This window comes from Pacificispira sp. HM-600 (assembly GCF_977993705.1).
Window position 1 is genome coordinate 2,827,313 of the sequence record NZ_OZ388079.1, and the last position, 24,765, is coordinate 2,852,077.

Below are 24,765 nucleotides of genomic sequence, written 5' to 3' on the forward strand. Positions count from 1 at the left end.
CGGTTAGGGTAGTCCGGTGCCAGAAGCCGTCATCTCCGCCGAGTCCCTCGTCAAGACGTATCGCGTCAAGGGCAAGCCCGATTTCGTCGCCGTCGATGGTCTGAGTTTCGAGGTCGCGCCGGGGGAGTCCTTCGGGCTGCTCGGCCCGAACGGGGCTGGCAAGTCCACGACGATGAAGATGATCGGCGCGGTTTCGACGCGCACGAGCGGCGACCTCTCGATCCTCGGTCTCGACCCGGACCGGCACGGTCCCGACATTCGTTCGCGCCTGGGCGTGGTGCCGCAGCAAGACAACCTCGATGGCGAGCTCAACGCGCGCGAGAACCTGTTCATCTACGGTCGGTATTTCGGTCTGCCCGCGAGCGTCTGCCGCCAGAAGGCGGACGAACTGCTCGCCTTCGCCCAGCTCGAAGACAAGGCGACCAGCAAGGTCGACCAGCTCTCCGGCGGTATGAAGCGCCGGCTCACGATCGCTCGCGGGCTCGTCAACGACCCCCGCATCCTGCTGCTCGACGAACCGACTACGGGCCTTGACCCGCAAGCCCGGCACGTCCTCTGGGACCGGCTGTTCCGGCTCAAAGAGACCGGCACGACGCTCGTTCTGACGACCCACTACATGGACGAGGCCGAGCAGCTCTGCGACCGCCTGATCGTGGTCGATAAGGGCCGCATCATGGCCGAGGGCACCCCCGCATCCCTCATCCGCGCCCACTCGACGCGCGAAGTGCTCGAAGTGCGCTTCGGCTCAGACCGCAACGCCGAGGTCGCGCCGCAACTCGAGGGAATCGGCGAGCGGGTCGAAGTGCTGCCCGACCGCGTGCTGATCTACACCGACAACGGAGAGCATGCGCTCGAGCGCATCACCCAGCTCGGGCTCGAGCCGATCACCTCGCTCGTGCGGCGATCGAGCCTCGAGGATGTCTTCCTGCGCCTCACCGGACGGTCGCTGATCGAATGAGCGGCCAGATCACCGCGCCCACGCCGTCGCCCACCCCGACCCTCGACGAACTGCGGCAAGAGGCGCTCGCCTGGGGTAAGCGTCCGCGCACCCGGGGCGCCTGGTACGTCACCGAGCACATGGTGCGCACGATGCGTGCGTACGGCTGGACGATCGTCGTCGGTGCGCTCGGGCAGCCCATCCTGTATCTGTTGGGGTTGGCCGTCGGCCTGGCTGCCCTGATCGAGGTCCCGATCGTGGACGGCGGGCAGCAGGTTTCGTACCTCGTCTTTGTCGCACCCGCTCTGCTCATGACCGCCACGATCTCGGTGGCGAGCGAAGAGTTCACCTATCCGGTTCTGGGCGGGTTCAAGTGGCGCCGCTACTTCTATGGATTCAATGCCTCGCCGTTGTCGAGCTCGCAGATCGCGACCGGCGTCGTGTTCGGGGCAACGGCACGGATGGTGGTCGTCGCGGTCGCCTATTTCGCGTTCCTCTGCCTGTTCGGGGCGGTACCCAACCTGGCGGCCGGCTCGTTCGCGGTGCTGGTAGCACTGGTCGGGGGACTCGCGTTCGGCGCACCGCTGCTGGCCTACGCGGCGTCGATCCAGGATGACCGGGGTCAGTTCGCCCTCGTGCAGCGCTTCGTCTTCATGCCCATGTTCCTGTTCTCGGGGACTTTCTATCCGCTTGCCACGCTCCCCGTGTGGTTGCAGTGGATCGGGTGGGTCTCGCCGCTCTGGCACGCCACCGAACTCGGACGCGCGCTCACCTACGGTCGCGACGAGTCCGTCCTGATGGTCGCCGTGCACATCGCCTATCTGACGGTGCTGGCGGTCGGCGGGTACCTGCTGTCTCGCCGGATCTTCACCAGGAGGCTGGCGCGATGACGGCGCAGACGATGACGACGGCCCCGTCCCGTGGCGGGGGAGTGCGGGCGCTCTGGGCGGGCAACCCCGGCGCCGTCGTGCAGCGCGGACTCCTCGCGGCTCGCTCGTCGAACTGGCTGGTCGTGCTCTCAGGATTCTTCGAGCCCGTGTTCTATCTCGCCTCGATGGGCATAGGTCTCGGCGCGCTGATCGGAACCGTCGAGACATCCGCCGGCCTCGTCGTCTCGTACGCGGCCTTCATCGCGCCCGCCCTGCTGGCTGTGTCGGCGATGAACGGGGCGATCTACGACTCGACGTGGAACGTCTTCTTCAAGCTCAACTACGGCAAGCTCTACGAGGGCATGCTCGCGACCTCGCTGGGGCCGCTGGATGTCGCGCTCGGTGAGATCCTCTATGCGCTGCTGCGCGGCCTGGTCTACGCATCCGGGTTTCTGATCATCATGCAGTTCGCCGGGCTGAACCTCTCGTGGACGGCGCTCCTGGCCTTGCCCGCCGTGATGCTGATCGCCTTCGGTTTCGCGAGCCTCGGGATGGCGGTGACGAGCTACATGAAGGCATTCCAGCACATGGACTGGATCAACTTCGTGATGCTGCCGATGTTCCTGTTCTCGGCGACCTTCTACCCGATCACCGTCTACCCCGAATGGGTGCAGGCGATCGTGCGAGCGCTGCCGCTCTGGCACGGCGTCGAGCTCGTCCGGGGGCTGACGACGGGTTCGCTACACCCGGGGATGCTGTGGCACGTGCTCTACTACGTGGTGATGATCGCGATCGGACTCGTCTTCACGACCAAGCGCCTGCGGGCACTGTTCTTGGACTGACGGGGTGGGCGTTTCGTCTCGCTGCGCTCGCTCAACGACCGGCGAGATCCTCGGCCGTTGAGTGAGGAGCGCAGCGACGAGTCGAAACGCGTCAGCGCCAGATGACGGCGATACCCGCGTTGAGCAGCGTGAGCGCGCCGATCGACCAGAACAGGGGAGCGGGAACAGCACCGGTTCGACGACCGCGCGCCTGACCGATGCCCATCAGCGCGCCGATGATCAACAGCACGACGAGCTTGACGCCGATCTTGACGTAGTTCAGGTCGTACTCGATGCCCCAGGGCGCGGCGAGGGCGAGGCCCGCGACGGCCGCGATCGCGAGGCCGACGTTCATCAGCCCGGTGATCTGCCGCTTGCCGCCCCACGCCTGCGCGGCCCAGGCGCCAAACAGCACGGCGAAGCCGGTGATGTGCACGAACACGACGATGTGACGCAGGATCTCCATGCTGCTCACAGTAGGGGCACGGCGGAGAGTAGCGCCAGCAAGGGGGACCTCATCTAGCGCGAGGCGCTTGGCGTCAGCCGCGCAGCGCGCGCAGCACGAGGGCGGTGCGGATGGCGGCATCCGCGGCCTCGTATCCCTTGTCCTCGCGCGAGCCGGGCAGGCCGGCGCGGTCGATGCCCTGCTGCTCGTCGTCGAGGGTGAGTACGCCGAAGCCGACCGGCTTGCCCGTGTCGAGCGCCACACGCGTGAGGCCGTCGGTCGCCGCCGACGAGACGAATTCGAAGTGCGGGGTGCCGCCGCGGATGATGACGCCGAGGGCGACCGCGGCATCGGCTCCGGCCTCGAGGGCCACCTTGCACGCCACGGGCAGCTCGAACGAGCCCGGCACGCGGACGAGCGAGTAGTCCGCGCCGAACTCGTCGAGGGCGCGCGTCGCCCCCGCGATCATGCCGTCGCTGATCTGCTCGTGCCACTCGCCAGCGACGATCACGACGCGCAGGCCCGAGGCGTCCGGCTTGTCTTCTGCCCGCAGGACGGGCGCTCCCTTACCGCTCATACGTCGTTTCCCGTCTTCATATCGGCGAATGCATCGGCGAGTTCCTGCTCGGCGATGAGATGACCCATCCGGTCACGCTTCGTCTCGAGGTACTGGTGATTGTTCGGGCCGACGCCGACCAACAGGGGAACCTGCTCGACGATGTCGAGGCCGAACTCGCGCAGCTGATCGACCTTGTCGGGGTTGTTCGTCATGAGCCGCACGCGCTCGATGCCGAGATCGGCGAGGATACCGGCTGCCGCGGCATAGTCGCGGGCGTCGGCGGGCAGCCCGAGGGCGAGGTTCGCGTCGACCGTGTCGAGGCCCGCCTCTTGCAGGCTGTAGGCACGCAGCTTGTTGATCAGTCCGATGCCGCGGCCCTCGTGGCCGCGCATGTAGACGACGACTCCGCCCTTTTCGGCAATAGTGTCGAGAGCGGCGTCGAGCTGGGGCCCGCATTCGCACTTGAGTGACCCGAATGCCTCGCCGGTCAGACACTCCGAGTGGACGCGCACAAGCGGCGCATCCGGGATCTCGCCCGATATGACGGCGAGGTGGTCGGTGCCCGTGACCCGATCCTTGTAAGCCAGAAAACGGAACGTGCCGTGCGTCGTCGGCACGATCGACTCGGCGCGCAGGCTCACGCGACGGCGGTGAACACCCTGCGGCTCGGCCTCGCGCGGCTCGTGTTCTTCGAGGTACGCGATCAGTTGTTCGATCGTGATCACGGGCACTCCGTCGCGTTCGCCGAGTTCCATGAGCCCGGGGAGGCGCATCATGCTGCCGTCCTCGGCCACGATCTCGGCGATCGCCCCCACCGGTCGCAGGCCCGCGAGGCGCATCAGCTCGACCGCCGCCTCGGTGTGTCCGCTGCGCTCACGCACGCCGCCGTCGACGGCGCGAAGGGGAAGGACGTGCCCGGGTCGGATGACGCTCGCCGCCGTCGACTCAGGGTTCGCCAGAACGTTGAGGGTGTGTGCGCGATCCGCGGCGCTGATGCCCGTCGAGATGCGGTCGGCAGCGTCCACGCTGACCGTGTACGCCGTGCCCCGAGCATCCTCGTTGTGCACCACCATGGGCGGCAGGTCGAGGGTATCCGCGACCTCGGAGGGCATCGGGGCGCAAATGAAGCCCGACGACCAGCGCACCGTCCACGCAACCCATTCGGGCGTCGCGAGTTCGGCTGAAAGCACGACATCGCCCTCGTTCTCGCGGTTCTCGTCGTCGGCGACGATCACGGGCCGCCCGGCGCGAAGCGCGTCCAGGGCGACGGAAATCGGGGAAAGGCTCATCGTGAGCCTCCTTCACTCGAGGGTGTTTGGGTGGGTGTCGCGGTAAATGCGAGCATGCGCTGCACGTGACGGGCAAGGATGTCTGTTTCGAGGTTGACGGGATCGCCCACGACCCGCTCGGCGAGCGTGGTCGCCTCGAGCGTCTCGGGAATGAGGGATACCTCGAGCCACGGTTCTGCCGCGCCCGGGTCGCTCACGGCGCTGATCGTGAGTGAGACGCCGTCGATCGCGATCGACCCCTTGTCGACGACCAGGGGCGCGAGGGACTCGGGAACGCCGACGCGCACGACCCGCCAGCGCTCGCCGGGCCGGACTTCGAGGATCACGCCCGTTCCGTCGACGTGCCCCTGAACGACGTGTCCGCCGAGACGGGTGCCGACGGCCGTCGCACGCTCGATGTTCACGGGGCGCCCGGGGGCGAAGTCCGCGAGCGTCGACATGTCGAGCGTCTGGCGCATCACATCGGCGGTGAACGACGACTCATCGCTGGCGACGACGGTGAGACAGACCCCGTTGACCGAGATCGAATCGCCGTGCGAGGCATCCGATATCGCCAGGGGAGCGCGGACGCTGAGCCGCACCCCATCGCCCGACGGCTCGATCGCCGTGATGGCGCCGATCTCTTCGATGATTCCGGTGAACACGTCAGTCGGTCCTTTCGTCGGCGGAGGTGCGCGCGGGTTCGGCGATGAGCAAGACGTCATCGCCGAGTCGCTCGATGCCGGTGAGGGTCAGGCGGCGGGCCTCCGCCATCGTTGAGACGCCGATGTCGCCGATCGCCGTCTTCTCGCCACCGAGCAGAACCGGGGCGATGTAGGTCAGCACGCGGTCGGCGAGACCCGAGCGCACGAATGCGCTCGCGAGGGTCGGTCCGCCCTCGACAAAGACGCTCTGCACACCGCGTTCGCGCAGGTCATCGAGTACCTGATGCAGGTCCTGCGTCCCGGCCTCGAGCACACCGCGCGGATGCCGCCGCAGCGCCGCATCCGGCGGCACGGCACGGTTGCCGATGACGACGGGCAGGGGCTGCGATTCGGCCAGTCCGCCGTCGGCGAGCCGGGCGGTCAGGGCGGGATCGTCGGCCAGGACCGTTCCCGTCCCGACGACGATCGCATCCGCGGAGGCACGCCGCCGGTGCACGTCGGCCCGCGCGTCCGGCCCGGTGATCCACTTGCTCGTGCCGTCGTCCGCGGCGGCGCGGCCGTCGAGGCTCTGCGCCCACTTCACGGTCACGAAAGGACGGCCGAGACGAACGACGGTCAGCCACGAGTCCAGCATCTCGGTGACCTCGTCGGCGCGCACCCCCGCCTCCACGTCCACACCGTGCGAACGAAGCCGTTCGGCGCCGCCCGACGACGGCTCGGCGGGGTCGGCAACGGCGTACACGACGCGCGAGATGCCCGCGTCGAGCAGCGCCACGGCGCAAGGGCCGGTGCGCCCCGTGTGGTTGCAGGGCTCCAGCGTGACGACAATCGTGGCACCACGGGCATCCTCTGGCGACAGACGCGACAGTGCCTCGATCTCGGCGTGCGGGTTGCCCGCGCCGCGATGCCATCCCTCGGCGAGGCTCTCGCCGGTCGGGCTCAAGACCACGGCACCGACCTGGGGGTTGATGCCCCGCGGACCGAGGAGCGCTAGCTCTGTGGCGCGGCCCATGGCCTGCCACTCGGTGTCGTTGTATGTCATCCCGGATCCTTCGATTCATCCGGGGTGCTCGCAACGAATTGCGCATCGGCAACCGTCATGATGGTCGCCGCGTGCTGCCTCTCATCCGGACTCGCGTGGTTTCCCACGCATCACCGTCGGTTCCGGAATTCCACCGGATCAGCCATGGCGCAAAGCGCCGCAGCTCGCGGACTGTCACCGCCGGTTCGGATTCTCACCGACCCCGGAGCACGTTGTTACTTATCTGATCCTATCCAACGCGGTCATGCGCGATTCATTCCCGCCAGGTGGCACGCGGGCCGTCTTATCGTGCGTTACTTGAGCAGCCGCGAGAGGCGACGGTCGGCGAGCACCTTGCCGCCGGTTTGGCACGTCGCGCAGTACTCGAGCGAGTTGTCGGCGAAGAAGACACTTCGAACGGTGTCGCCGCAGACGGGGCAGGCTTCACCACGTCGACCGTGCACGCGCATACCGCGACGCTTGGCGTCTTTCAGATCGGCGGGTGGTTTGCCGGATGCCGTGGCCACCGCATCCTGAAGCGTTGCGTGCATCGCGTCGTACAGGCCCTGCACGTCCTCGGCTGTCAGTGATGCCGCCAGCGCGTAGGGCGACATCCGTGCGACGTGCAGTACCTCGTCGGAGTAGGCGTTGCCGATGCCCGCGATGATCGACTGATCGCGCAGCACGCCCTTGATCTGCGTCCGTCGGCCCTCCAGGAGTCCCGCGAGAGTTTCGACCGTGAACGCCGGGTCGAGGGGGTCGGGCCCCAGCCGTGCGATGCCCGGCACGTCGGCCGGGTCCCGCACGACATAGACCGCGAGCGACTTCTTCGTGCCCGCTTCCGTCAGGTCGAACCCCGACCCGTCGCTGAGCGAAACGCGGATGGCGATGGGAGAGCGTCCGGGCTTGACGAGGGTTGTCGGCACACTGTCGTACCAGCGGAGCCACCCCGCCTTGGCCAGATGGAACACGAGGTGCAGGGGTTCGTCCGCGGGCCCGCGGCATCCGATGTCCACGAACTTGCCGGCCCGATCGACCGAGACGATGGATGCCTCGTGCAGCGCGGTGATCTGCGGATCGAAGGTCTTCAGTGCGGCGATCTGTGCCACGGAAGCTTTGGCGATCTGCAGGCCGACGATGCGTCCGCGCAGGAACTCGACGAGTCCCTGGACCTCGGGCATCTCCGGCATGGGGCCCATCCTGCCACGGGGAACGGGGGTTGTCGCCGGTCCTGAACTCGTCTCGGTCTCGGTCTCGGTCTCTGTCTCGGTCCCTGAGCCCGCCCCGGTCCCGGTCCTCGACCTCTGAGCCTGTCGGAGCAGACGAACGTCTCAGTCCAGCACGCCGGGCCAGGGCTGCGGCGCGCGGTCGTCGGTCGCGAGCAGCCCGGCCACCCAGCCGTCGTACCGACCCCGCGGATCTGCCAGACCCTGGCGCGTGATGCCCTCGTACCGGAAGCCGAGGGCGCGAGCGGGGCGGGCCGAGCCGATATTGCCCACGATGGCGCGCCACTGGATGCGCGCGAGCGAGAGTGGCTCGGCGAACGCGAAGTCGATCACGCGGGCGGCCGCCTCGGTCAGGTACCCGTTGCCGCGGGCGTCCTTCGCCAGCCAGAACCCGATCTCGGCGTCGCCGCCGGGCCTCGTGGCGTGCAACCCGATCATCCCGATCCAGGACCCGTCGATGCGGATGCCCCAGGTCAACTCGCTCGTCGACTCCCACCAGCTCGCGGCTTTTGCGACGAACTCTTCGGCGTCGGCTCGTGTATACGGCGAGGGCAGCGTCGTCCAGCGCGGCACCTCCGGATCCTGCGCGGCCGCCGTGATCGCGTCCATATCGGCGAGCGTCGGGATGGACAACTCGAGGCGCTCGGTGTGCAGGACGATGGGTTCCACCCCGCGACCCTACCGTTCGCGCCGCCGGCGCTCAGCCGCGGGCCATGCCGTGTCATGACCGTGCCGTGCGGTTCGCTATTCAGTCTCTGCGGACTGGGCCCAGGGCTCTGTCCGCTCCATTCCGCGGCGGTGCGCCTCGGCCAGACCACGCGGGACTGAATTCCGAACCGCGCGCAGCCCCCTCGATCTCTTGGCCCCGTGGAACGTGCGGCCGCTTGCCCGATCCGGCCGCGCTGCCCTTCGCCTCGCTTTGGTGTTCGCAATTCAGTCTCCCCCGGTCAGGCGACCTGGACAGGCCCCACTGTTTCGCGCCAGCCAGGCCGCAGCAGACTGCTCGGGACTGAATTGTGAACCGCACCGACCCCGCACTCGGCGCCGAGGTTCCTTCATCAGGTCCTCCACACCCGTCCCCTCGGGTCACTGTCCACGGTTCGGCCAGAAAAGCGCGGCGTGTCCCCGCTCTGCCAGCAGCCTCGAGAGATGTGGGATGTGTGGAAGCGCGCTGAGTTGCGCACGAACGGAATGACATCGCGAGCGATCACCAGAGCGGTGCGGGCAGGGCGCCTCATCCGGGCGAGACGCGACAGATACCTCTCGTCCGATGCGCCGACGCAACTCGTGCAGGCCGTGCGGGTCGGAGGACGGCTCGGGTGCCTCTCACTGCTGAGCGTGCTTGACGTATTCGTCTTCGATTCTTCAGCGCTCCACGTTCATATGGAGCGCGGCGACAGCCGCATGCGCGCACCGAACGCGCGCGAGCATCCGCTGCCACGCACTCGCGACGGGGTAGTTCTGCATTGGCATCGTTTCGTGGTCGCTCCGATGCGTGGCGCGGTCGACATCGTCGATGCGCTCGTGCACGCCATTCGGTGCCAGCAACCGAAGTACGCGATCGCGACACTCGACAGCGCGCTCCACAAGGGATTGGTCACGCCGGATGATCTGGCCGACGTCTTCGCCGCTTTGCCGAGCCGGTTTGGCGTGTTGCGGCGGTTTCTCGATTCGCGTTCCGAGTCGGGCACCGAGTCGCTGGTGCGTCTGCTTCTGATGCGGCTGGGCTGCGCCGTTGACCTGCAGGTGTCGTTCTCGGGTGTGGGATTCGTCGACTTGGTGGTGGATGGCTGGCTGGTCATCGAATGTGACAGCAAGGCCCACCACGGAAGTTGGGAGCAGCAGCTCAAGGATTATCGTCGCGACCTCAAACTCGCGCAGCAGGGCTATTGCGTGCTGCGGCTCCCTGCCGAAGACATCCTGTACCGAGAAGATGAGGTCTTCGCGGCACTCAAGGGGCTACTTCGTCGGGGCCCGGTACGCTGACCGCGTTCACAACTCAGTCTGCGCGCACACCGTCACCCTCCGGACCAGCGGGATCATGCGGGTCCGGACGAGAGCGCACGCGCACAGACTGAATTGTGAACGGCTCGGGAGGTTTCAGTCGCGCGCCTGGCTGAGGCGCAGGGACGGTGATCAGCGGCGGCGAAGGAGGCCGACGCGCTCGTAGACCGTGTCGAGCGTGGAGCTCGCGACGGTGTCCGCGCGGTCGGCGTTGGCCGCGAGCACACGATCGAGCTCCGCCGGGTCGTCGAGCAGCTCCAGTGCGCGCGCGCGGACGGGCTCGAACTCCGACACCACGACGTCGGCGAGGCCCTTCTTGAAGTCGCCGTAGCCGCGCCCCGCGTACTCGTCCTCGATCGAGGGGATCTGACGACCGGTGAGGGCCGCATAGATCACCAGCAGATTCGAGACGCCCGGCTTGTTCTCGCGGTCGTACCGCACGGTGCCGTCGCTGTCGGTCACGGCACGCATGACCTTCTTCGCGGTGGCGGACGGGTCATCGAGCAGCCAGAGCACACCCGCATCCGACTCCGCCGACTTCGACATCTTGGCGGTCGGGTTCTGCAGGTCGTAGATGCGCGCAGACTCCTGCTGGATCATCGGCATCGGCACCCGGAAAGTCTCGCCGTAGCGAGCGTTGAAGCGCTCCGCCAGGTCGCGCGTCAGCTCGATGTGCTGCTTCTGATCGTCGCCGACAGGCACGACCGCTGTCTGGTAGAGCAGGATGTCGGCCGCCATCAGCACCGGATAGGTGAAGAGACCGACGGATGTTGCATCCTGGCCGTAGCGGCTGGACTTGTCCTTGAACTGGGTCATGCGACCGGCCTCGCCGAAGCCTGTCAGCGTGCCGAGGATCCACGCCAGCTCGGCATGCGCGGGTACGTGCGACTGCACGTACAGCGTCGACTTGGCGGGCTCGATGCCGGCGGCGATGTACTGCGCGGCCGTGCGGCGGGTCTTCTCACGCAGCTCGGCCGGGTCGTTCGGTTGGGTCAGTGCGTGCAGATCGACGACGGAGAAGAACGCGTCGTACGACTCCTGCAGGTCGCGCCACTGCAGCAGCGCACCGATGTAGTTGCCGATCTGGAGGGAATCCGCCGAAGGCTGCATTCCGGAGTACAGGCGCGCTTTGCTCACCGGTCAATCCTAGATCGCGGGACGGGTGCTCCCTTCGACAAGCTCAGGGAGCGGGGCACGGGCGCGGGCTCCGCGAGCGGCGCGGGGCGCGGGCTCAGCGAGCGGGTTGGCCGCCGGTCACTGAGCTTGTCGAAGTGACCCGTCCGGTCAGCCGCCGAGCGAGTAGTCCACAATGACCGGCGCGTGATCGCTCCAGCGCTCGGAATATGCCGCCGCTCGCGCGACCCGGTAGTCGGTGACCCGGTCCGCGAGGGCGGGGGCCGCCAGCTGGTAGTCGATGCGCCAGCCGGTGTCGTTGTCGAAGGCCTGACCACGATTCGACCACCACGTGTACGGGCCGTCCACCTCGCCGTGGAAACGGCGCCCCACGTCGACCCATCCGAGCCCCGTCCCGACCGAACCGTCGACACCCGTCACGGGCTCGCCCGCTTCGCTGAGGAACCGGTCGAAGTACGCCCGCTCGCGCGGGAGGAACCCGGCCTTCTTGACGTTGCCCTTCCAGTTCTTGATGTCGAGCGTGCGGTGCCCGACGTTCAGGTCGCCCATGATCACGGCGAGCGAGCCGTCGGCGGCGAGCTCGGGCATCCGGCGCTCCATCGCGTCGAGAAATCCGTACTTCGCGTCCTGACGCGGGGTGCCGTCCTCGCCCGAGTGGACGTAGGCGCTGACGACGGTCAGAGGCTCTCCGTCGACGTCGAGGTCGGCCTCGATCCACCGGCCGCGCGAGTCGACCGTCTCGTCGCCCAGCTCGATGCGCGAGGCGGCAATGGGCAGTCGGCTGGCCACCGCGACCCCCGACCGGCCCTTGGTGAGCGATTCGTCGTGGACGAGGTTCCACCCGGGCAGAGCACTCTCGACGTGCGAAAGCTCGGCGCGCACCTCTTGTAGCGCGAGGATGTCGACATCGGCCCGGTCGAGCCATCCGGCCATCCCGTTGCGCACCGCCGCCCGGATGCCGTTGACGTTGACAGAGGCGATGCGGATGGGTCGAGGCACGCGTTCTACTGTATCGACGGCCTCCGACATGCTCGGCGCCCCGTAGCTCAGTCGAGCAGAAAGCCGCGCGGTTGCGGCTCCGGCGGGGGAGAGTCTCGGAGGCGTTCGAGCTCATCCTCGGCCAGACGTACGTCGCGGCCCGCGCGCCAGGAGCGATACCAGGGCGCGGTGTCACGAGTGATGCGCGCCTCGCGCAGACGAACATCCGCGGCCACGAGCAACGCCCGGTACTCGTCGCGCCGCGCTTCCTCTTCCGTGCGTTCCGTCAGCGCCAGGTTCCGATCGGCCGCACCGACCGCGATCCACGCCCCCGCGACCAGGATGACGATGCCGTTCAGGCGGAACCACAGGAGAAACCCGATCAGCACCGCGAACGTCGCCAGAAGGGGGTTCGAGGGCGTGTAGATCAGCAGCACACCGGCGCCCACCTGCAGCACGGTGATGGCGGCGCCGCCGAGCAAAGCGCCCGGCCAGATCCGGTGCCAGGCGAGCGCCGCCCCCGTCAGGAACCGGAACAGCGCGGCCAGCGCGGCGCCGTTGATCGCGAACGAGACCAGGAGGGAAACGGCTCGCGCCGTCACGTTCGACAACACGCTCAGGTCGCCGATCCCGAAGACGGTGAACAGCAGTGTCAGGGCCCAGGTGGCGATGCCGCTGATGGCGAAGCCGACGAGCAGCGCGACGGCGAGGATCACCGCGGCGAGCAAGTCGCGGGCCTTCAACAAGAGGTACGAGCGCGTATCGAAGGGTAGGCCGAAGATGTCCCGCACTGCGCGGCGGGCGTAGGTGATGAATCCGATGGCCGTCCACACGACGATGACGAGCGCGACGGCTCCCGTAATGCCGAGGGTCGTCGCCGTGGCGGTGGTGACGGACTCGACCTGCTCGGGGGTGACCAGCCCGTTCTCGCTGATCAGGTTCGGGATGTACTCGTTGATGATGTCGATCATCCGAGCGATCGCCGCGGGACTCGCGCCGATCCACAGGCCGACCACCGCGAACGCCAGGTAGATCACACCGAAGATCGCGAACAGCGACTGGTAGCTCACTCCCGCCGCGAGCAAGAACCCGTTGTGGCGAAGGAAGTGCCGCCACACCCGGACCGGAAACCAGGCCAGTGTGCGTCGCGTCAGTTGCGTCGCCCGTTGCACCGGCTCTTCGAGGTGGCGTCGGAGCGTCTCCTGTGCGGATTCCCACCGCCCGGCGTCGTCGTCGCTGCGACCGGCCGCGCTCTCCTCGTCGGAGCCGTCGGGAGCCACCGCGGGGTCGGACGGTCGGCGGTAGCTCACGCCCCCAGGCTAGCGACTCGGATCGGCACCGTCCGCGAATACGGACGTGCCGACGGATGGCTCGCTTGCCGCAACCGCCCGACCGAAACGCCGGGCGAGGAACAGGATCGACACGAGCAGCAGGGCGGGTAGCAGGAAGGCGATGCCGAGTCCGGGCGCGTCGGCGAGAAGTCCCAGCAGAACCGCCCCGAGGACCGCGCCGGCGTAGTTGAACAGGTTGACGCGGGCGATCACCTCATCGCCGCGGGTCGGCGCCAGCGCTCCCGCGGACGTGAAAGACAGGGGCACGAGCGCCCCGACGGCGACGCCCGCAAGCGCGAAGCCGACGATCGCCGCAATCGTCCAGGGGAGTGCCGCAACGAGCACCAGCCCCACGATCGAGACCGATGTCGCCGTGACGACGACCACGGTGCGCCCCCACCGTCCGGTTGCGCGGTCCGTGGTGAGACGCGTCACCAGGATCGCGACCTGGTAGGCGGCATAACCGAGCGGTGCGATCGCCGCACCGGAGGCAAGGTCGTCGTTGAGATAGATCGTGCTCCAGGTGCTGACACCGGAGTCGAGGGTGAACGCGGCCAGGATGACGAAGCCGAACAGCCAGATTCCGCGGCGGGGGAGCGGGATACGGGGCCGCTCACCAACCGGTGCGGCGGCGCGAGCGCGGTCGAATGCGCGCGTGCCGTTCGCGGCGACCGCGACGGCGACGACAGCCGCGGCACCGAGCGCCAAAGCGGGGCCCATCGCGACGCCACCGCTGAAGACGGCATCGCCCAGAGCGGCCGCCGAGCCGGCCACCAGCAACGCCCCACCGATCGCGGCAGCGGTGTACGCGGCGAAGAAAGCGCCCATGATGTCGCGGCCGTAGCGCCGCTGGACGAGCACACCCTGCATCGCGGCGGACGCATCGACCGCACCGAGACCGAGCCCGTAAACGCCGAATGCCGCGACAAAAATCGGCAACGGCGGGGCGACTGCGATCCCGACGAACGCCGCGGCCTGGACGATCAAGCCCGCGGCGAGGGCCGCCCGACTACCTCGCCAGCGCGCGAGCAGATCGGCCACGACGGAGCCCCCGGCTGCGGTGACACACACCAGCAGCACGATGAGCGATACCGCGACGTCGTCGATGCCGAGACGCCCCGTGAAGGACGGCAGCGACGTGACGACAACGGCATAGCCGAGGCCCTGCGCCGCATACGCGGCTGTCACGGCCACACGTGACCGGCGGATCTCGAGAAGAGGCGCGCCGGTCACGAGGTGGCTACTTGCCGCGGAGGATGGCCTGCTTGACCTCGGCGATCGCCTGGGTCACCTGGATGCCGCGGGGGCACGCATCCGTGCAGTTGAAGGTCGTGCGGCAGCGCCACACGCCCTCTTTGTCGTTCAGGATGTCGAGCCGCACATCGCCCGCGTCGTCGCGCGAGTCGAAGATGAAGCGGTGCGCGTTGACGATCGCGGCCGGACCGAAGTACTGTCCGTCGGTCCAGAAGACCGGGCACGAGGACGTGCACGCGGCGCAGAGAATGCACTTGGTGGTGTCGTCGAAGATCTCGCGGTTGACGATCGACTGAACGCGCTCTTTGCCGGGCTCGGGCGCCGTGTTCGAGATGAGGAACGGCTTGACCTCGCGGAACGAGGCGAAGAACGGCTCCATGTCGACGATCAGGTCCTTCTCGAGCGGCAGTCCCTTGATCGCCTCGACGTAGATCGGCTTCGAGATGTCGAGGTCCTTGATCAGGGTCTTGCACGCGAGCCGGTTGCGTCCGTTGATGCGCATCGCGTCAGAACCGCAGATGCCGTGGGCACACGAGCGGCGGAACGACAGTGATCCGTCGACCTCCCACTTGATCTTGTGCAGGGCGTCGAGCACGCGGTCGGTCGAGTAGAGCTCGACGTCGTAGTCCACCCAGCGGGGTTCGTCGTCCACCTCGGGGTTGAACCGGCGCACGATGAACGTCACCAGGAACGACTGGATGCCCGAGTCAGCTGCGGGGGAGAGGTCTGCGTCCGCCGGAGCATCCGTTGTTTCAACGAGAGTCGACACCATCTCAGTACTTCCTCTCCATCGGCTGGTAGCGCGTGATGACGACGGGTTTCCAATCGAGCGAGATGTGGTCGTCCGCCTTCGAGGAGTGCGGATCACCGGTGAGATAGGCCATCGTGTGCTTCATGTAGACCTCATCGTCACGCTTCGGGAAGTCATCGCGCATGTGCCCGCCGCGGCTTTCCTTGCGGTTGCGGGCCGTGACGACGACGACCTCGGCGATGTCGAGGAGGAAGCCGAGTTCGACGGCCTCGAGCAGGTCGGTGTTGTAGCGCTTGCCCTTGTCGTCGACGTGGATGTTCAAGAAGCGCTCGCGCAGCTCCTCGATGACGCCGAGCACATGGGTGAGGGACTCCTCGGTGCGGAACACCTGGGCGTTCTTGTCCATCTCTTCCTGCAGCGTCTTGCGCAGAACAGAGATGCGCTCGGTGCCCGTTCCGGCGCGCAGACCTTCGATCAGGTCACGAACGGCGCCCGCGGGGTTTTCCGGGAGCGGCACGAAGTCGGCGGTCTTGACGTACTCGACCGCGTTCTTGCCGGCGCGCTTGCCGAAGACGTTGATGTCGAGCAGGGAGTTCGTGCCGAGCCGGTTCGAGCCGTGGACCGAAACGCACGCGCACTCGCCGGCGGCGTAGAGCCCCGGAACGACGGTGTTGTTATCGGCGAGCACTTCGGCTGCGACGTTTGTCGGGATGCCGCCCATCGCGTAGTGCGCGGTCGGCATGACGGGAACCGGCTCGACGACCGGGTCGACGCCGAGGTACGTGCGCGCGAACTCGGTGATGTCGGGGAGTTTCGTCTCGAGAACCTCAGCGCCCAGGTGCGTGCAGTCGAGCAGGACGTAGTCCTTGTGCGGGCCCGCGCCACGACCTTCGGCGACCTCCTGCTGCATACAACGGCTGACGATGTCTCGCGGGGCGAGGTCCTTGATGGTCGGCGCGTAGCGTTCCATGAAGCGCTCGCCGCTCGCATTTCGGAGGATCGCACCCTCGCCTCGAGCGCCCTCCGTCAGAAGGATGCCGAGGCCGGCGAGCCCTGTCGGGTGGAACTGGAAGAACTCCATGTCCTCGAGGGGCAGGCCCTTGCGCCAGACGATCCCGACGCCGTCGCCCGTGAGGGTGTGCGCGTTGGAGGTCGTCTTATAGATCTTGCCGAAGCCGCCGGTCGCGAAGATGACCGCCTTGGCGTGGAAGATGTGCAGGTCGCCGGTGGAGAGCTCGTAAGCGACGACACCGGATGTCTGGGTCTTGCCGTCGGCGTCTTTCGATGTCAGCAGGTCGAGCACGTAGAACTCGTTGAAGAAGTTGATGCCGAGCTTGACGCAGTTCTGGAACAGCGTCTGCAGGATCATGTGGCCCGTGCGGTCGGCGGCATAGCAGGCGCGGCGGACCGGCGTCTTGCCGTGGTCGGCAGTGTGGCCGCCGAAGCGACGCTGGTCGATCTTGCCCTCGGGCGTGCGGTTGAAGGGCAGGCCCATGTTCTCGAGGTCGATGACCGCGTCGATCGCCTCCTTCGCGAGGATCTCGGCCGCGTCCTGGTCGACGAGGTAGTCGCCGCCCTTGACGGTGTCGAAGGTGTGCCACTCCCACGAGTCCTCTTCGACGTTCGCCAGCGCGGCGGCCATTCCGCCCTGCGCGGCGCCCGTGTGGGAGCGCGTGGGGTAGAGCTTCGAGATCACCGCGGTCTTCGCGTGCGGCCCTGCCTCGATCGCCGCGCGCATGCCGGCACCGCCGGCGCCGACGATGACGATGTCGAACTGATGGTGGTGCACGTCGGTCTTGCGGTCGGTGCCGGTCACGGTCGTCGTCACAGGGGGTGCCTTACTGAGAGGGGTCGTTGGAGATCCTGAGAGGGGTCGTTGGGGATCGTGCGTCAGGCCGCGGCCCGGCACGTCTCCCAGAGGGTGCTCGATTCGGTGACCCCGATGCAGGGGTCGAACGTGAAGACAACGAGGGTGCCGAGGATGATGAGGAATCCGGCCGACAGTCCGATCGCCCACACCAGCACGCGGCGTACGGTCCGGTGCGTCACGTAGTCGTTGACGATGGTGCGCATCCCGTTGCCGCCGTGGATCAACGCGAGCCAGAGCATCGCGACGTCCCACCACTGCCACAGCGGGTTTGCGAGCTTGCCCGCAACGAATCCGAAGTCGATCCCGCGGATGCCGTCGCCCACCATCAGATTGGCGAACAGGTGCCCGAAGATCAGGACGACCAGGATCGCGCCGGAGACACGCATGTAGACCCAACCCCACTTCTCGAGGTTGATGCCGCGGCGCTTGGGCCGTGCGTAGGGCGAACGGGGAGCGGCCAGGGTGTCGCTGGACATCACTCACCACCTCCCGCGAAGACGTTGATGAGATGTCGGGGTGCGAAGCCGGCCATCGTGACGACCCAGACCCCGATCACGATCCAGAACATCTGGCGCTGGTACTTCGCGCCCTTCGACCAGAAGTCGATCGCGATGATCCGTAGGCCGTTGAACGCGTGGTATGCGATTGCCGCGACGAGGAAGACTTCGCCGATGCCCATGATCGGGTTCTTGTAGGTACCGATGACCGCGTCGTACGCCTCGGGAGAGACACGGATGAGCGCGGTGTCGAGCACATGCACCAGGAGGAAGAAGAAGATGGCGACGCCGGTGATGCGGTGCAGAACCCAGGACCACATGCCTTCGCGGCCGCGATAGAGCGTGCCGGCGGGGCGCTTGGAGGTGGTCTCTGAGATCGACAGTGCCTGGCGGGTGTCTGCGGACACGGTCGTCCTCCCTGATCGGTGCGAGGTACGGATGCGCCGGGCCGACGCGGCTCGAGCGCTACGAACATCCTATTCCCGCTCCGTGCGGGCGCGGCGATTAGGGCACCCTAACTATCTCGATATCGAGATACTTCGCGCGGGTTCGATGGTGGGAGAGCGCCGCGGCTACCCTGACTGCATGGCACAACCGATAGAAGGCTTCTACGCCGTCATTCCGGCCGGCGGCGTGGGCAGCAGGCTCTGGCCGCTCTCGCGCGCCGACGCCCCGAAATTTTTGCACGACCTGACGGGGTCGGGACAGACGCTTCTGCGTGATACCTGGGATCGGCTCGCTCCGTTGTCGGGCGAGGGGCGCATTGCTGTCGTCACCGGTCGCGCCCACCGTGCGGCCGTCGAGGCCGAGCTCGCCGGCATCTCCGACGCGAACGTCCTGCTCGAATCGGAACCGCGCGACTCGGCGGCCGCGATCGGCCTCGCCGCCGCGGTGCTCTCGCGCCGCGAACCCGACGTGATCATCGGATCGTTCGCGGCCGACCACGTGATCCGCGGCATGCGGACTTTCGAGTTCGCGGTGCAGCAGGCCGTCGCCGTCGCGCGTGACGGTTATATCTGCACGATCGGAATCCAGCCATCCGAGGCATCCGTCGGCTTCGGCTACATCAAGAAGGGCGACGAACTCGTCGTCGAGGGGGCGCCCGAGGCAGCCGCGGTCGAACGCTTCGTCGAGAAGCCGGACCTCGACACCGCCAAGGAGTACTTCGCCGACCGTTCGTACCTCTGGAACGCGGGCATGTTCATTTCGCGTGCCGATGTGTTGCTGGCCGAGCTCGAGCGCAACGAGCCCGAGCTGCACGCGGGGCTCATGGAGCTCGCCGAGGCGTGGGACGACCGTGACCGTCGCGGTCCCGCCGTGGACCGCATCTGGCCCACGCTGAAGAAGATCGCGATCGATTACGCCGTCGCCGAGCCAGCGGCTGAACGTGGCCGGCTGGCCGTCATCCCGGGGCACTTCGACTGGGACGATGTCGGGGATTTCGCGAGCCTCGCCAAACTGAACTCCCGTGGCCGGGGCGAGCTCGCCATCCTCGGCGGAAACGCCCGTGTGCTGGCGGATGCCTCGAGCGGCATCGTCGTCTCGCAGACCAAACGCGTGATCAGCGTCATCGGGGTGCAGGACATCGTCATCGTCGACACGGAAGACGCTCTCCTCGTCACGACCAGTGAGCACGCCCAGCGCGTGAAGGGTGTCGTGGACGCTCTGAAACTCAGCGGACAGGGCGAGGTGCTCTGACCTGGTCACCGGTGCCGGGACTGCGTTCCGCCCTGCGCGGGATCGCGTCTTTATAACCTTTGGGTTTCGCGGCGCCCACACGGTCTAGCGCTTGGGCTCGCAGGAGGTAACGTTTCGTCCGCGGATCCCGGATCGGTCGGGCTCGCGCGAGTCTTTGGAGGACACAGTGAGGATCACTCAGAAGGCCGCTTTCAGCGGCTTGGCCCTGCTTTCGGCGGCCGCCCTGCTCGCGGGCTGCGGCGCGGCGCCGGAAGACACCGATGGTGGCGACGGCGGCGGCGAAGCGCTCGACTACCTGCCCTGCATGGTGTCGGACTTCGGCGGCTTCGACGACAAGTCCTTCAACCAGCTCGGCTTCGAGGGCCTGGTCGCGGCGGCCGACGAGCTCGGTGTGGAGTACACCGAGGTCGAGTCGCAGGCCGAGACCGACTACAACGCCAACCTGCAGAACCTGGTCGACCAGGGCTGCAACACGATCGTCACGGTCGGTTTCGCCCTCGCACCGGCCGCGCTCGAGTCCGCCACCGCCAACCCCGACATCGAGTACGTCTCGATCGACGACACGGTCGACCAGGACTTCGACGGCACGACCGACGCCGAGAACATCAAGCCCCTCATCTTCGACACCGCTCAGGCCGCGTTCCTCGCGGGCTACCTGTCCGCAGGTGTCTCCCAGACGGGTGTCGTCGGCACCTTCGGTGGCCAGAACTTCCCGACCGTCTCGGTCTTCATGGACGGCTTCGCGCAGGGCGTCGAGTACTACAACGAGGAGATGGGCGCGGACGTCCAGGTCATCGGCTGGGACCGCGCCGCGCAGGACGGCTCGTTCACCGGTGGATTCGAGGCCAACGACACCGCGCGTCAGATCGCGCAGGGCCTGATCGACCAGAACGCCGACATCATCCTCCCCGTGGGCGGCCCGATCTACCAGTCGGCCGCTGCCGCCATTCGCGACTCCGGTCGCGAGATCGCCCTCATCGGTGTGGACGCGGACGTGTACGAGACCGACCCCTCGGTGGGTGACCTGCTGCTCACCTCGGTTCTGAAGGGCATCGACGTCGCGGTGAACGAGGCGATCGTCGAGGCCGGCAACGGCGACTTCGACCCGACCCCGTTCATCGGAACGCTCGAGAACGAGGGCGTCGGAATCGCGGCGTTCCACGACTGGGCCGACCGCGTCCCCGCCGAGCTGTCCGCCAAGATCGAGGAACTGCAGGCGGCGATCATCGCCGGTGACATCGCCGTCGAGTCGTACCTGGCCGAGTAAGCACGGCACCTTCGGGGGGAGGTCGGCGCGAGCCGGCCTCCCCTCTTTCTTCGTTCGGATCCCTCGCGGCATCCGACTCACCCCCAACTAGGATCGGGAGCATGAAGCTCGAACTTCGCGGTATCACGAAGACGTTCGGGTCTCTGGTGGCGAACGACCACATCGACCTCATCGTCGAGGCCGGTGAGATCCACTGCCTGCTCGGCGAGAACGGGGCGGGCAAGTCGACCCTGATGAATGTCCTGTACGGGCTTTATCAGGCGGACGCCGGAGAGATCCTCCTCGACGACACGGTGCAGCACTTCGCCGGACCCGGTGACGCCATGCGGGCAGGCATCGGCATGGTGCATCAGCACTTCATGCTGATCCCCGTCTTCACGGTCGCCGAGAACGTCATGCTCGGACACGAAGAGACGCGATTCGGTGGCCGACTCGACCTGCCGGCGGCTCGTGCCCGGGTGCGCGAAATCTCTGACCGTTTCGGGTTCGACGTCGATTCCGACGCGCTCGTGCAAGACCTGCCGGTCGGTGTGCAGCAGCGCGTGGAGATCATCAAGGCGCTGTCGCGCGATGCCAAGGTGCTGGTCTTCGACGAGCCGACCGCCGTGCTGACCCCGCAAGAGACCGACGAACTGATGGCGATCATGCGGCAGCTGCGGGATGCCGGCACGTCGATCGTCTTCATCACCCACAAGCTTCGCGAGGTTCGTGAGGTCGCCGATCGGATCACGGTCATCCGCCTCGGCAGGGTCGTGGGCGAGGCATCGCCGACCGCATCGAACGCCGACCTCGCGTCACTCATGGTCGGGCGCGCGGTCGAACTCACGGTGGAAAAGGCGCCACCGAAGCTCGGGGCATCCGCTCTCGTCGTCGACGACCTCGCGGTCATCGACCCGCGGGGGCAGGTCGTGGTCAATCACGTCAGCTTCGACGTGCGTGCGGGCGAGATCCTCGCGATCGCCGGTGTGCAGGGTAACGGCCAGACCGAGCTGTCCGAGGCGCTGATGGGGTTGCAGCCGCACGTTCGGGGCTCCATCGTGCTCGATGGTCAGGAGCTGCTGGGCCGGTCGGTTCGCGACGTGCTCGACGCCGGCGTCGGATTCGTCCCCGAGGACCGCAAGGAGGACGGCCTGGTGGGTGAGTTCACCATCACCGAGAACCTCATGCTCGATCGGGCCCACGGGGCGCCGTTCGTCCGCGCGGGCAATGTACAACGCGCCCGGCTCGAGGAGTTCGCGACCGAGAAGGTCGCCGAGTTCGATGTGCGCACGCCGTCGATCGAGACGAAGGTTGGGCGCCTGTCGGGCGGCAACCAGCAGAAGGTCGTGCTCGCGCGCGAGCTCAGCCGCGAGTTGCGGCTGCTCGTCGCTGCGCAACCCACCCGCGGCGTCGACGTGGGATCGATCGAGTTCATTCACAAACGCATCGTCGAGACGCGGGATGCCGGTGTGCCCGTCGTCGTCGTCTCGACCGAGCTCGACGAGGTCACCGCGCTCGCGGATCGCATCATGGTGATGTATCGCGGCCGGATCGTCGGCATCGTCCCGGGTGACACCGCGCGCGACGTGCTCGGTCTGATGATGGCCGGTGAGACGCCGGATCTCGAGGGGGCCGCCGCGTGAGCGAGACCATGACCACAACCGCACCCTCGACCTCGACTCCCGAGCCGAGTCGCTGGCAACGGGCCCTGCGCGAGATCGCGACAGGCAACGCCATCATCTCGGTGCTGGCTGTCGTGATGGCCCTTCTCGTCGGCGCGATCATGATCGCGTTCACCGATGAGAACGTGCAGGAATCCGCCGGCTACTTCTTCGCCCGCCCCACCGACCTGCTGGTCGCCATCTGGGAGTCGGTCGCGGGCGCGTACTCCGCGTTCTTCCAGGGCGCCGTCTACAACTTCCGCCGGCCGGACTTCGCCACCGGCATCCGTCCCCTCACAGAGACTCTGACGTTCGCCACGCCGCTGATCGCCGCAGGTCTGGGTGTCGCCCTCGCATTCCGCACGGGCATGTTCAACATCGGTGGTCGCGGGCAGATGCTGATGGCCGCCGCTGCCGCCGGCTACGTCGGCTTCGCGATCGACCTGCCCTTCGGCATCCACATGGTCGTCGCCCTCCTCGCCGGACTCGCGGCGGGCGCCGTATGGGCCGGCATCGCGGGGCTGTTGAAGGCGCGCACGGGGGCGCACGAGGTGATCGTCACGATCATGCTCAACTACGTCGCGCTGTACCTGATCACGTGGATGCTCCGCACTCCCGGCCTGTTGCAGGCACCGGGCACGAACAACCCCACGACCCCGGGGATGCGCGATACCGCGGTCTTCCCCGAACTGCTCGGGCCGCAGTACAACCTGCACTTCGGGTTCGTGCTCTCGATCGCCTCCGTCGTACTGGTCTGGTGGATCCTGAACCGCTCGGCCCTCGGGTTCCAGTTCCGTGCCGTGGGAGAGAACCCGAACGCGGCGAAGGTCGCCGGCATCAACGTCAAGGCGATGTACGTGTACGCGATGCTCATCTCGGGCGCGCTCGTCGGACTCGCGGGGACAAGCCAGGTGCTCGGGACCGTGACCACCGGCTTCTCGAGCGGCATCGACGCGGGCATCGGCTTCGACGCCATTACCGTGGCCCTGCTCGGCCGGTCGACCCCGTGGGGCGTTCTCGCCGCGGGTGTGCTGTTCGGTGCCTTCAAGGCCGGCGGATTCTCGATGCAGGCCGCGGAGGGGGTACCGATCGACATCGTGCTCGTGGTGCAGTCGCTCATCGTGCTCTTCATCGCCGCGCCGCCACTCGTTCGGGCAATCTTCCGGCTCCCCGCCCCCGGAAGCTCGCCGAAGCGCCGTCGCCCGATCGTCAACACGGAGGGACTGGCCAAATGACCACGCTCGCCCCGCGCACCGACGGTGCCGACGCTCCGATCCACCTCGAGCGGACGGTGGTCGTGAGTTGGAAGGCGCCCATCGCGTTCGCATCCGTCACGGTCCTGGCGACGCTGCTGTTCCTCCTCGCCCCGCACGGCGGCGATGCGATCTTCCGCATCTCGGCGGCAGGCGACGCGTTGCAGCTCCCCGAGGTCACGCTGGGGGCTACCCTCACGACGACCGTCTGCCTCATCGTGATGGTGCTCATCACCGGGGCCGCGGGGATATTCGTGCGGCGTCGTCGCCGCGTTCCGCTTGTGTTCTCGATCGTGTTCGCCCTCGTGTTCCTGACCGGGTTCCTCACCTGGGCCGCGGCCGGCGCATCCATTCACGTCATTCCACTCGCGGGACTTTTCGCCGGGGCCCTGAGCCTGTCCGTTCCCTTGATCTTCGGGGCGCTGTGCGGTGTCATCAGCGAACGGGTCGGGGTCGTGAACATCGCGATCGAGGGGCAGCTGCTCGCGGGTGCGTTCACCTCGGCCGTCGTGGCGACCGCGACCGGTCAGCCCCTGCTGGGACTCGCCGCCGCCGCCGTCGCGGGCGTCCTGGTGTCGTTCGTGCTCGCCGCGTTCTCGATCGTGTACTACGTCGACCAGGTCATCGTGGGTGTCGTCCTCAACGTTCTGGTGGTCGGGGTGACCAGCTTCCTCTTCTCGCAGGTGCTCGCGCCCAACGCCGCCCAACTCAATTCGCCGCCCCGGTTCGAGCGCATCGACATCCCGATCCTCGCCGACATCCCGCTGATCGGTCCGACCTTCTTCCGGCAGACGATCATCGTCTACCTGATGTACGTCGCGATCGTCCTCGTGTACATCGGGCTGTTCCACACGCGCTGGGGTCTGCGGTTGCGTTCCGTCGGCGAACACCCGCAGGCAGCCGACACGGTCGGCATCAACGTCGCCCGCACGCGGTTCTGGAATGTCTCGCTCGCCGGCGCCATCGCGGGTGCCGGTGGAGCCTTCTTCACACTCGGCTCGGTCGGAGCCTTCAACAAGGAGATGACGGCGGGTGCGGGCTTCATCGCCCTGGCCGCGGTGATCTTCGGCCAGTGGGATCCGATCAAGGCGACGCTCGCGGCATTGTTGTTCGGCTTCGCCTCGAACCTGCAGAACACCCTCGGTGTCATCGGCTCGCCCGTACCGAGCGAATTCATGCTCATGCTCCCGTATGTCGTCACCATTCTCGCCGTGGCGGGCTTCGCGGGACAGATCCGGGGACCGGCAGCCGCCGGCAAACCATACATAAAGGGGTGA

Annotated in this window: 24 protein-coding genes and 1 riboswitch; of the genes, 9 read left to right on the forward strand and 15 right to left on the reverse strand. The window is 67.4% G+C overall.

Annotated elements, in window-relative coordinates; genetic code table 11:
• Window positions 1-16 precede the first annotated feature (16 nt).
• Genes ACXZ1E_RS13580 through ACXZ1E_RS13590 form a run of 3 tightly spaced genes read left to right on the forward strand, consistent with a single transcriptional unit; the run spans window position 17 to window position 2,648 of the window.
• Entirely contained in the window at window positions 17-958 is a 942-nt protein-coding gene (locus tag ACXZ1E_RS13580) for an ABC transporter ATP-binding protein (RefSeq protein ID WP_458040989.1), read from the forward strand.
• Window positions 955-1,827: an ABC transporter permease gene (locus ACXZ1E_RS13585; RefSeq protein ID WP_458040990.1), complete on the forward strand. Its 873-nt coding sequence runs from the start codon at window positions 955-957 to the stop codon at window positions 1,825-1,827. The genes ACXZ1E_RS13580 and ACXZ1E_RS13585 overlap by 4 nt, the downstream gene beginning before the upstream one ends.
• Window positions 1,824-2,648 (forward strand): ABC transporter permease, encoded by an 825-nt coding sequence (locus ACXZ1E_RS13590; protein ID WP_458040991.1) that lies wholly within the window; start codon window positions 1,824-1,826, stop codon window positions 2,646-2,648. Before ACXZ1E_RS13585 ends, ACXZ1E_RS13590 begins: the two co-directional genes overlap by 4 nt.
• Window positions 2,649-2,739: 91 nt before the next feature.
• Here the strand turns inward: ACXZ1E_RS13590 and ACXZ1E_RS13595 are convergent, their stop codons facing one another.
• The 7 genes from ACXZ1E_RS13595 to ACXZ1E_RS13625 form a co-directional block, all read right to left on the reverse strand.
• Window positions 2,740-3,093, reverse strand: coding sequence for a Fe-S protein (locus tag ACXZ1E_RS13595; protein WP_458040992.1), 354 nt, complete (start codon window positions 3,091-3,093; stop codon window positions 2,740-2,742).
• A 73-nt stretch (window positions 3,094-3,166) separates the two neighbouring features.
• Window positions 3,167-3,649: a 6,7-dimethyl-8-ribityllumazine synthase gene (ribH, locus tag ACXZ1E_RS13600; protein ID WP_458040993.1), complete on the reverse strand. Its 483-nt coding sequence runs from the start codon at window positions 3,647-3,649 to the stop codon at window positions 3,167-3,169.
• Window positions 3,646-4,920 carry a GTP cyclohydrolase II gene (ribA, locus tag ACXZ1E_RS13605; protein ID WP_458040994.1) on the reverse strand — a complete coding sequence of 425 codons (1,275 nt, stop codon included), beginning with the start codon at window positions 4,918-4,920 and terminating at the stop codon, window positions 3,646-3,648. Before ribA ends, ribH begins: the two co-directional genes overlap by 4 nt.
• Window positions 4,917-5,564, reverse strand: coding sequence for a riboflavin synthase (locus tag ACXZ1E_RS13610; protein WP_458040995.1), 648 nt, complete (start codon window positions 5,562-5,564; stop codon window positions 4,917-4,919). Before ACXZ1E_RS13610 ends, ribA begins: the two co-directional genes overlap by 4 nt.
• Before the next feature lies 1 nt (window position 5,565).
• A complete protein-coding gene (ribD, locus tag ACXZ1E_RS13615) occupies window positions 5,566-6,606 on the reverse strand; it encodes a bifunctional diaminohydroxyphosphoribosylaminopyrimidine deaminase/5-amino-6-(5-phosphoribosylamino)uracil reductase RibD (RefSeq protein ID WP_458040996.1) in 1,041 nt (346 codons plus the stop codon).
• A gap of 68 nt (window positions 6,607-6,674) precedes the next feature.
• Window positions 6,675-6,820: riboswitch (FMN riboswitch) on the reverse strand.
• Between the two features lie 79 nt (window positions 6,821-6,899).
• A complete protein-coding gene (locus ACXZ1E_RS13620) occupies window positions 6,900-7,775 on the reverse strand; it encodes an Fpg/Nei family DNA glycosylase (protein ID WP_458040997.1) in 876 nt (291 codons plus the stop codon).
• Window positions 7,776-7,916: 141 nt separating this feature from the next.
• A complete protein-coding gene (locus ACXZ1E_RS13625; RefSeq protein WP_458040998.1) occupies window positions 7,917-8,480 on the reverse strand; it encodes a GNAT family N-acetyltransferase in 564 nt (187 codons plus the stop codon).
• A gap of 714 nt (window positions 8,481-9,194) precedes the next feature.
• Between ACXZ1E_RS13625 and ACXZ1E_RS13630 the strand changes: the two genes are divergently transcribed.
• Entirely contained in the window at window positions 9,195-9,797 is a 603-nt protein-coding gene (locus tag ACXZ1E_RS13630; RefSeq protein WP_458040999.1) for an endonuclease domain-containing protein, read from the forward strand.
• A gap of 150 nt (window positions 9,798-9,947) precedes the next feature.
• Here ACXZ1E_RS13630 and trpS read toward each other — a convergent pair whose 3' ends face one another.
• From trpS to sdhC, 8 genes are all read right to left on the reverse strand, one after another.
• Window positions 9,948-10,952 carry a tryptophan--tRNA ligase gene (gene trpS, locus ACXZ1E_RS13635; RefSeq protein ID WP_458041000.1) on the reverse strand — a complete coding sequence of 335 codons (1,005 nt, stop codon included), beginning with the start codon at window positions 10,950-10,952 and terminating at the stop codon, window positions 9,948-9,950.
• A 147-nt stretch (window positions 10,953-11,099) separates the two neighbouring features.
• Window positions 11,100-11,948, reverse strand: a complete 849-nt coding sequence (locus ACXZ1E_RS13640) for an exodeoxyribonuclease III (protein ID WP_458351967.1) — start codon at window positions 11,946-11,948, stop codon at window positions 11,100-11,102.
• A 47-nt stretch (window positions 11,949-11,995) separates the two neighbouring features.
• On the reverse strand, window positions 11,996-13,237 hold the full coding sequence (locus ACXZ1E_RS13645) for a YihY/virulence factor BrkB family protein (RefSeq protein ID WP_458041002.1): 1,242 nt from the start codon (window positions 13,235-13,237) through the stop codon (window positions 11,996-11,998).
• Between the two features lie 9 nt (window positions 13,238-13,246).
• Entirely contained in the window at window positions 13,247-14,491 is a 1,245-nt protein-coding gene (locus ACXZ1E_RS13650; protein ID WP_458041003.1) for an MFS transporter, read from the reverse strand.
• A 7-nt stretch (window positions 14,492-14,498) separates the two neighbouring features.
• Entirely contained in the window at window positions 14,499-15,284 is a 786-nt protein-coding gene (locus ACXZ1E_RS13655) for a succinate dehydrogenase iron-sulfur subunit (protein WP_458041004.1), read from the reverse strand.
• Window position 15,285: 1 nt separating this feature from the next.
• Window positions 15,286-17,091, reverse strand: coding sequence for a succinate dehydrogenase flavoprotein subunit (gene sdhA, locus ACXZ1E_RS13660; RefSeq protein ID WP_396642793.1), 1,806 nt, complete (start codon window positions 17,089-17,091; stop codon window positions 15,286-15,288).
• A gap of 62 nt (window positions 17,092-17,153) precedes the next feature.
• Window positions 17,154-17,609 carry a succinate dehydrogenase hydrophobic membrane anchor subunit gene (locus ACXZ1E_RS13665; RefSeq protein ID WP_458041005.1) on the reverse strand — a complete coding sequence of 152 codons (456 nt, stop codon included), beginning with the start codon at window positions 17,607-17,609 and terminating at the stop codon, window positions 17,154-17,156.
• Complete coding sequence (gene sdhC, locus ACXZ1E_RS13670) at window positions 17,609-18,037, reverse strand: succinate dehydrogenase, cytochrome b556 subunit (RefSeq protein WP_458041006.1); 429 nt, start codon at window positions 18,035-18,037, stop codon at window positions 17,609-17,611. Before sdhC ends, ACXZ1E_RS13665 begins: the two co-directional genes overlap by 1 nt.
• A gap of 178 nt (window positions 18,038-18,215) precedes the next feature.
• Here sdhC and ACXZ1E_RS13675 point away from each other — a divergent pair, with 178 nt between their 5' ends.
• The 5 genes from ACXZ1E_RS13675 to ACXZ1E_RS13695 all read left to right on the forward strand — a co-directional run bounded on the left by ACXZ1E_RS13675 (window position 18,216) and on the right by ACXZ1E_RS13695 (window position 24,765).
• The gene (locus tag ACXZ1E_RS13675; RefSeq protein ID WP_458041007.1) at window positions 18,216-19,328 is read left to right on the forward strand and encodes a mannose-1-phosphate guanylyltransferase; all 1,113 of its coding nucleotides are present in this window, start codon (window positions 18,216-18,218) and stop codon (window positions 19,326-19,328) included.
• A gap of 166 nt (window positions 19,329-19,494) precedes the next feature.
• Complete coding sequence (locus tag ACXZ1E_RS13680) at window positions 19,495-20,595, forward strand: BMP family lipoprotein (RefSeq protein WP_458041008.1); 1,101 nt, start codon at window positions 19,495-19,497, stop codon at window positions 20,593-20,595.
• A 101-nt stretch (window positions 20,596-20,696) separates the two neighbouring features.
• On the forward strand, window positions 20,697-22,217 hold the full coding sequence (locus ACXZ1E_RS13685) for an ABC transporter ATP-binding protein (protein WP_458041009.1): 1,521 nt from the start codon (window positions 20,697-20,699) through the stop codon (window positions 22,215-22,217).
• Complete coding sequence (locus tag ACXZ1E_RS13690) at window positions 22,214-23,470, forward strand: ABC transporter permease (RefSeq protein ID WP_458351968.1); 1,257 nt, start codon at window positions 22,214-22,216, stop codon at window positions 23,468-23,470. The genes ACXZ1E_RS13685 and ACXZ1E_RS13690 overlap by 4 nt, the downstream gene beginning before the upstream one ends.
• Window positions 23,467-24,765: an ABC transporter permease gene (locus ACXZ1E_RS13695; RefSeq protein ID WP_458041010.1), complete on the forward strand. Its 1,299-nt coding sequence runs from the start codon at window positions 23,467-23,469 to the stop codon at window positions 24,763-24,765. Before ACXZ1E_RS13690 ends, ACXZ1E_RS13695 begins: the two co-directional genes overlap by 4 nt.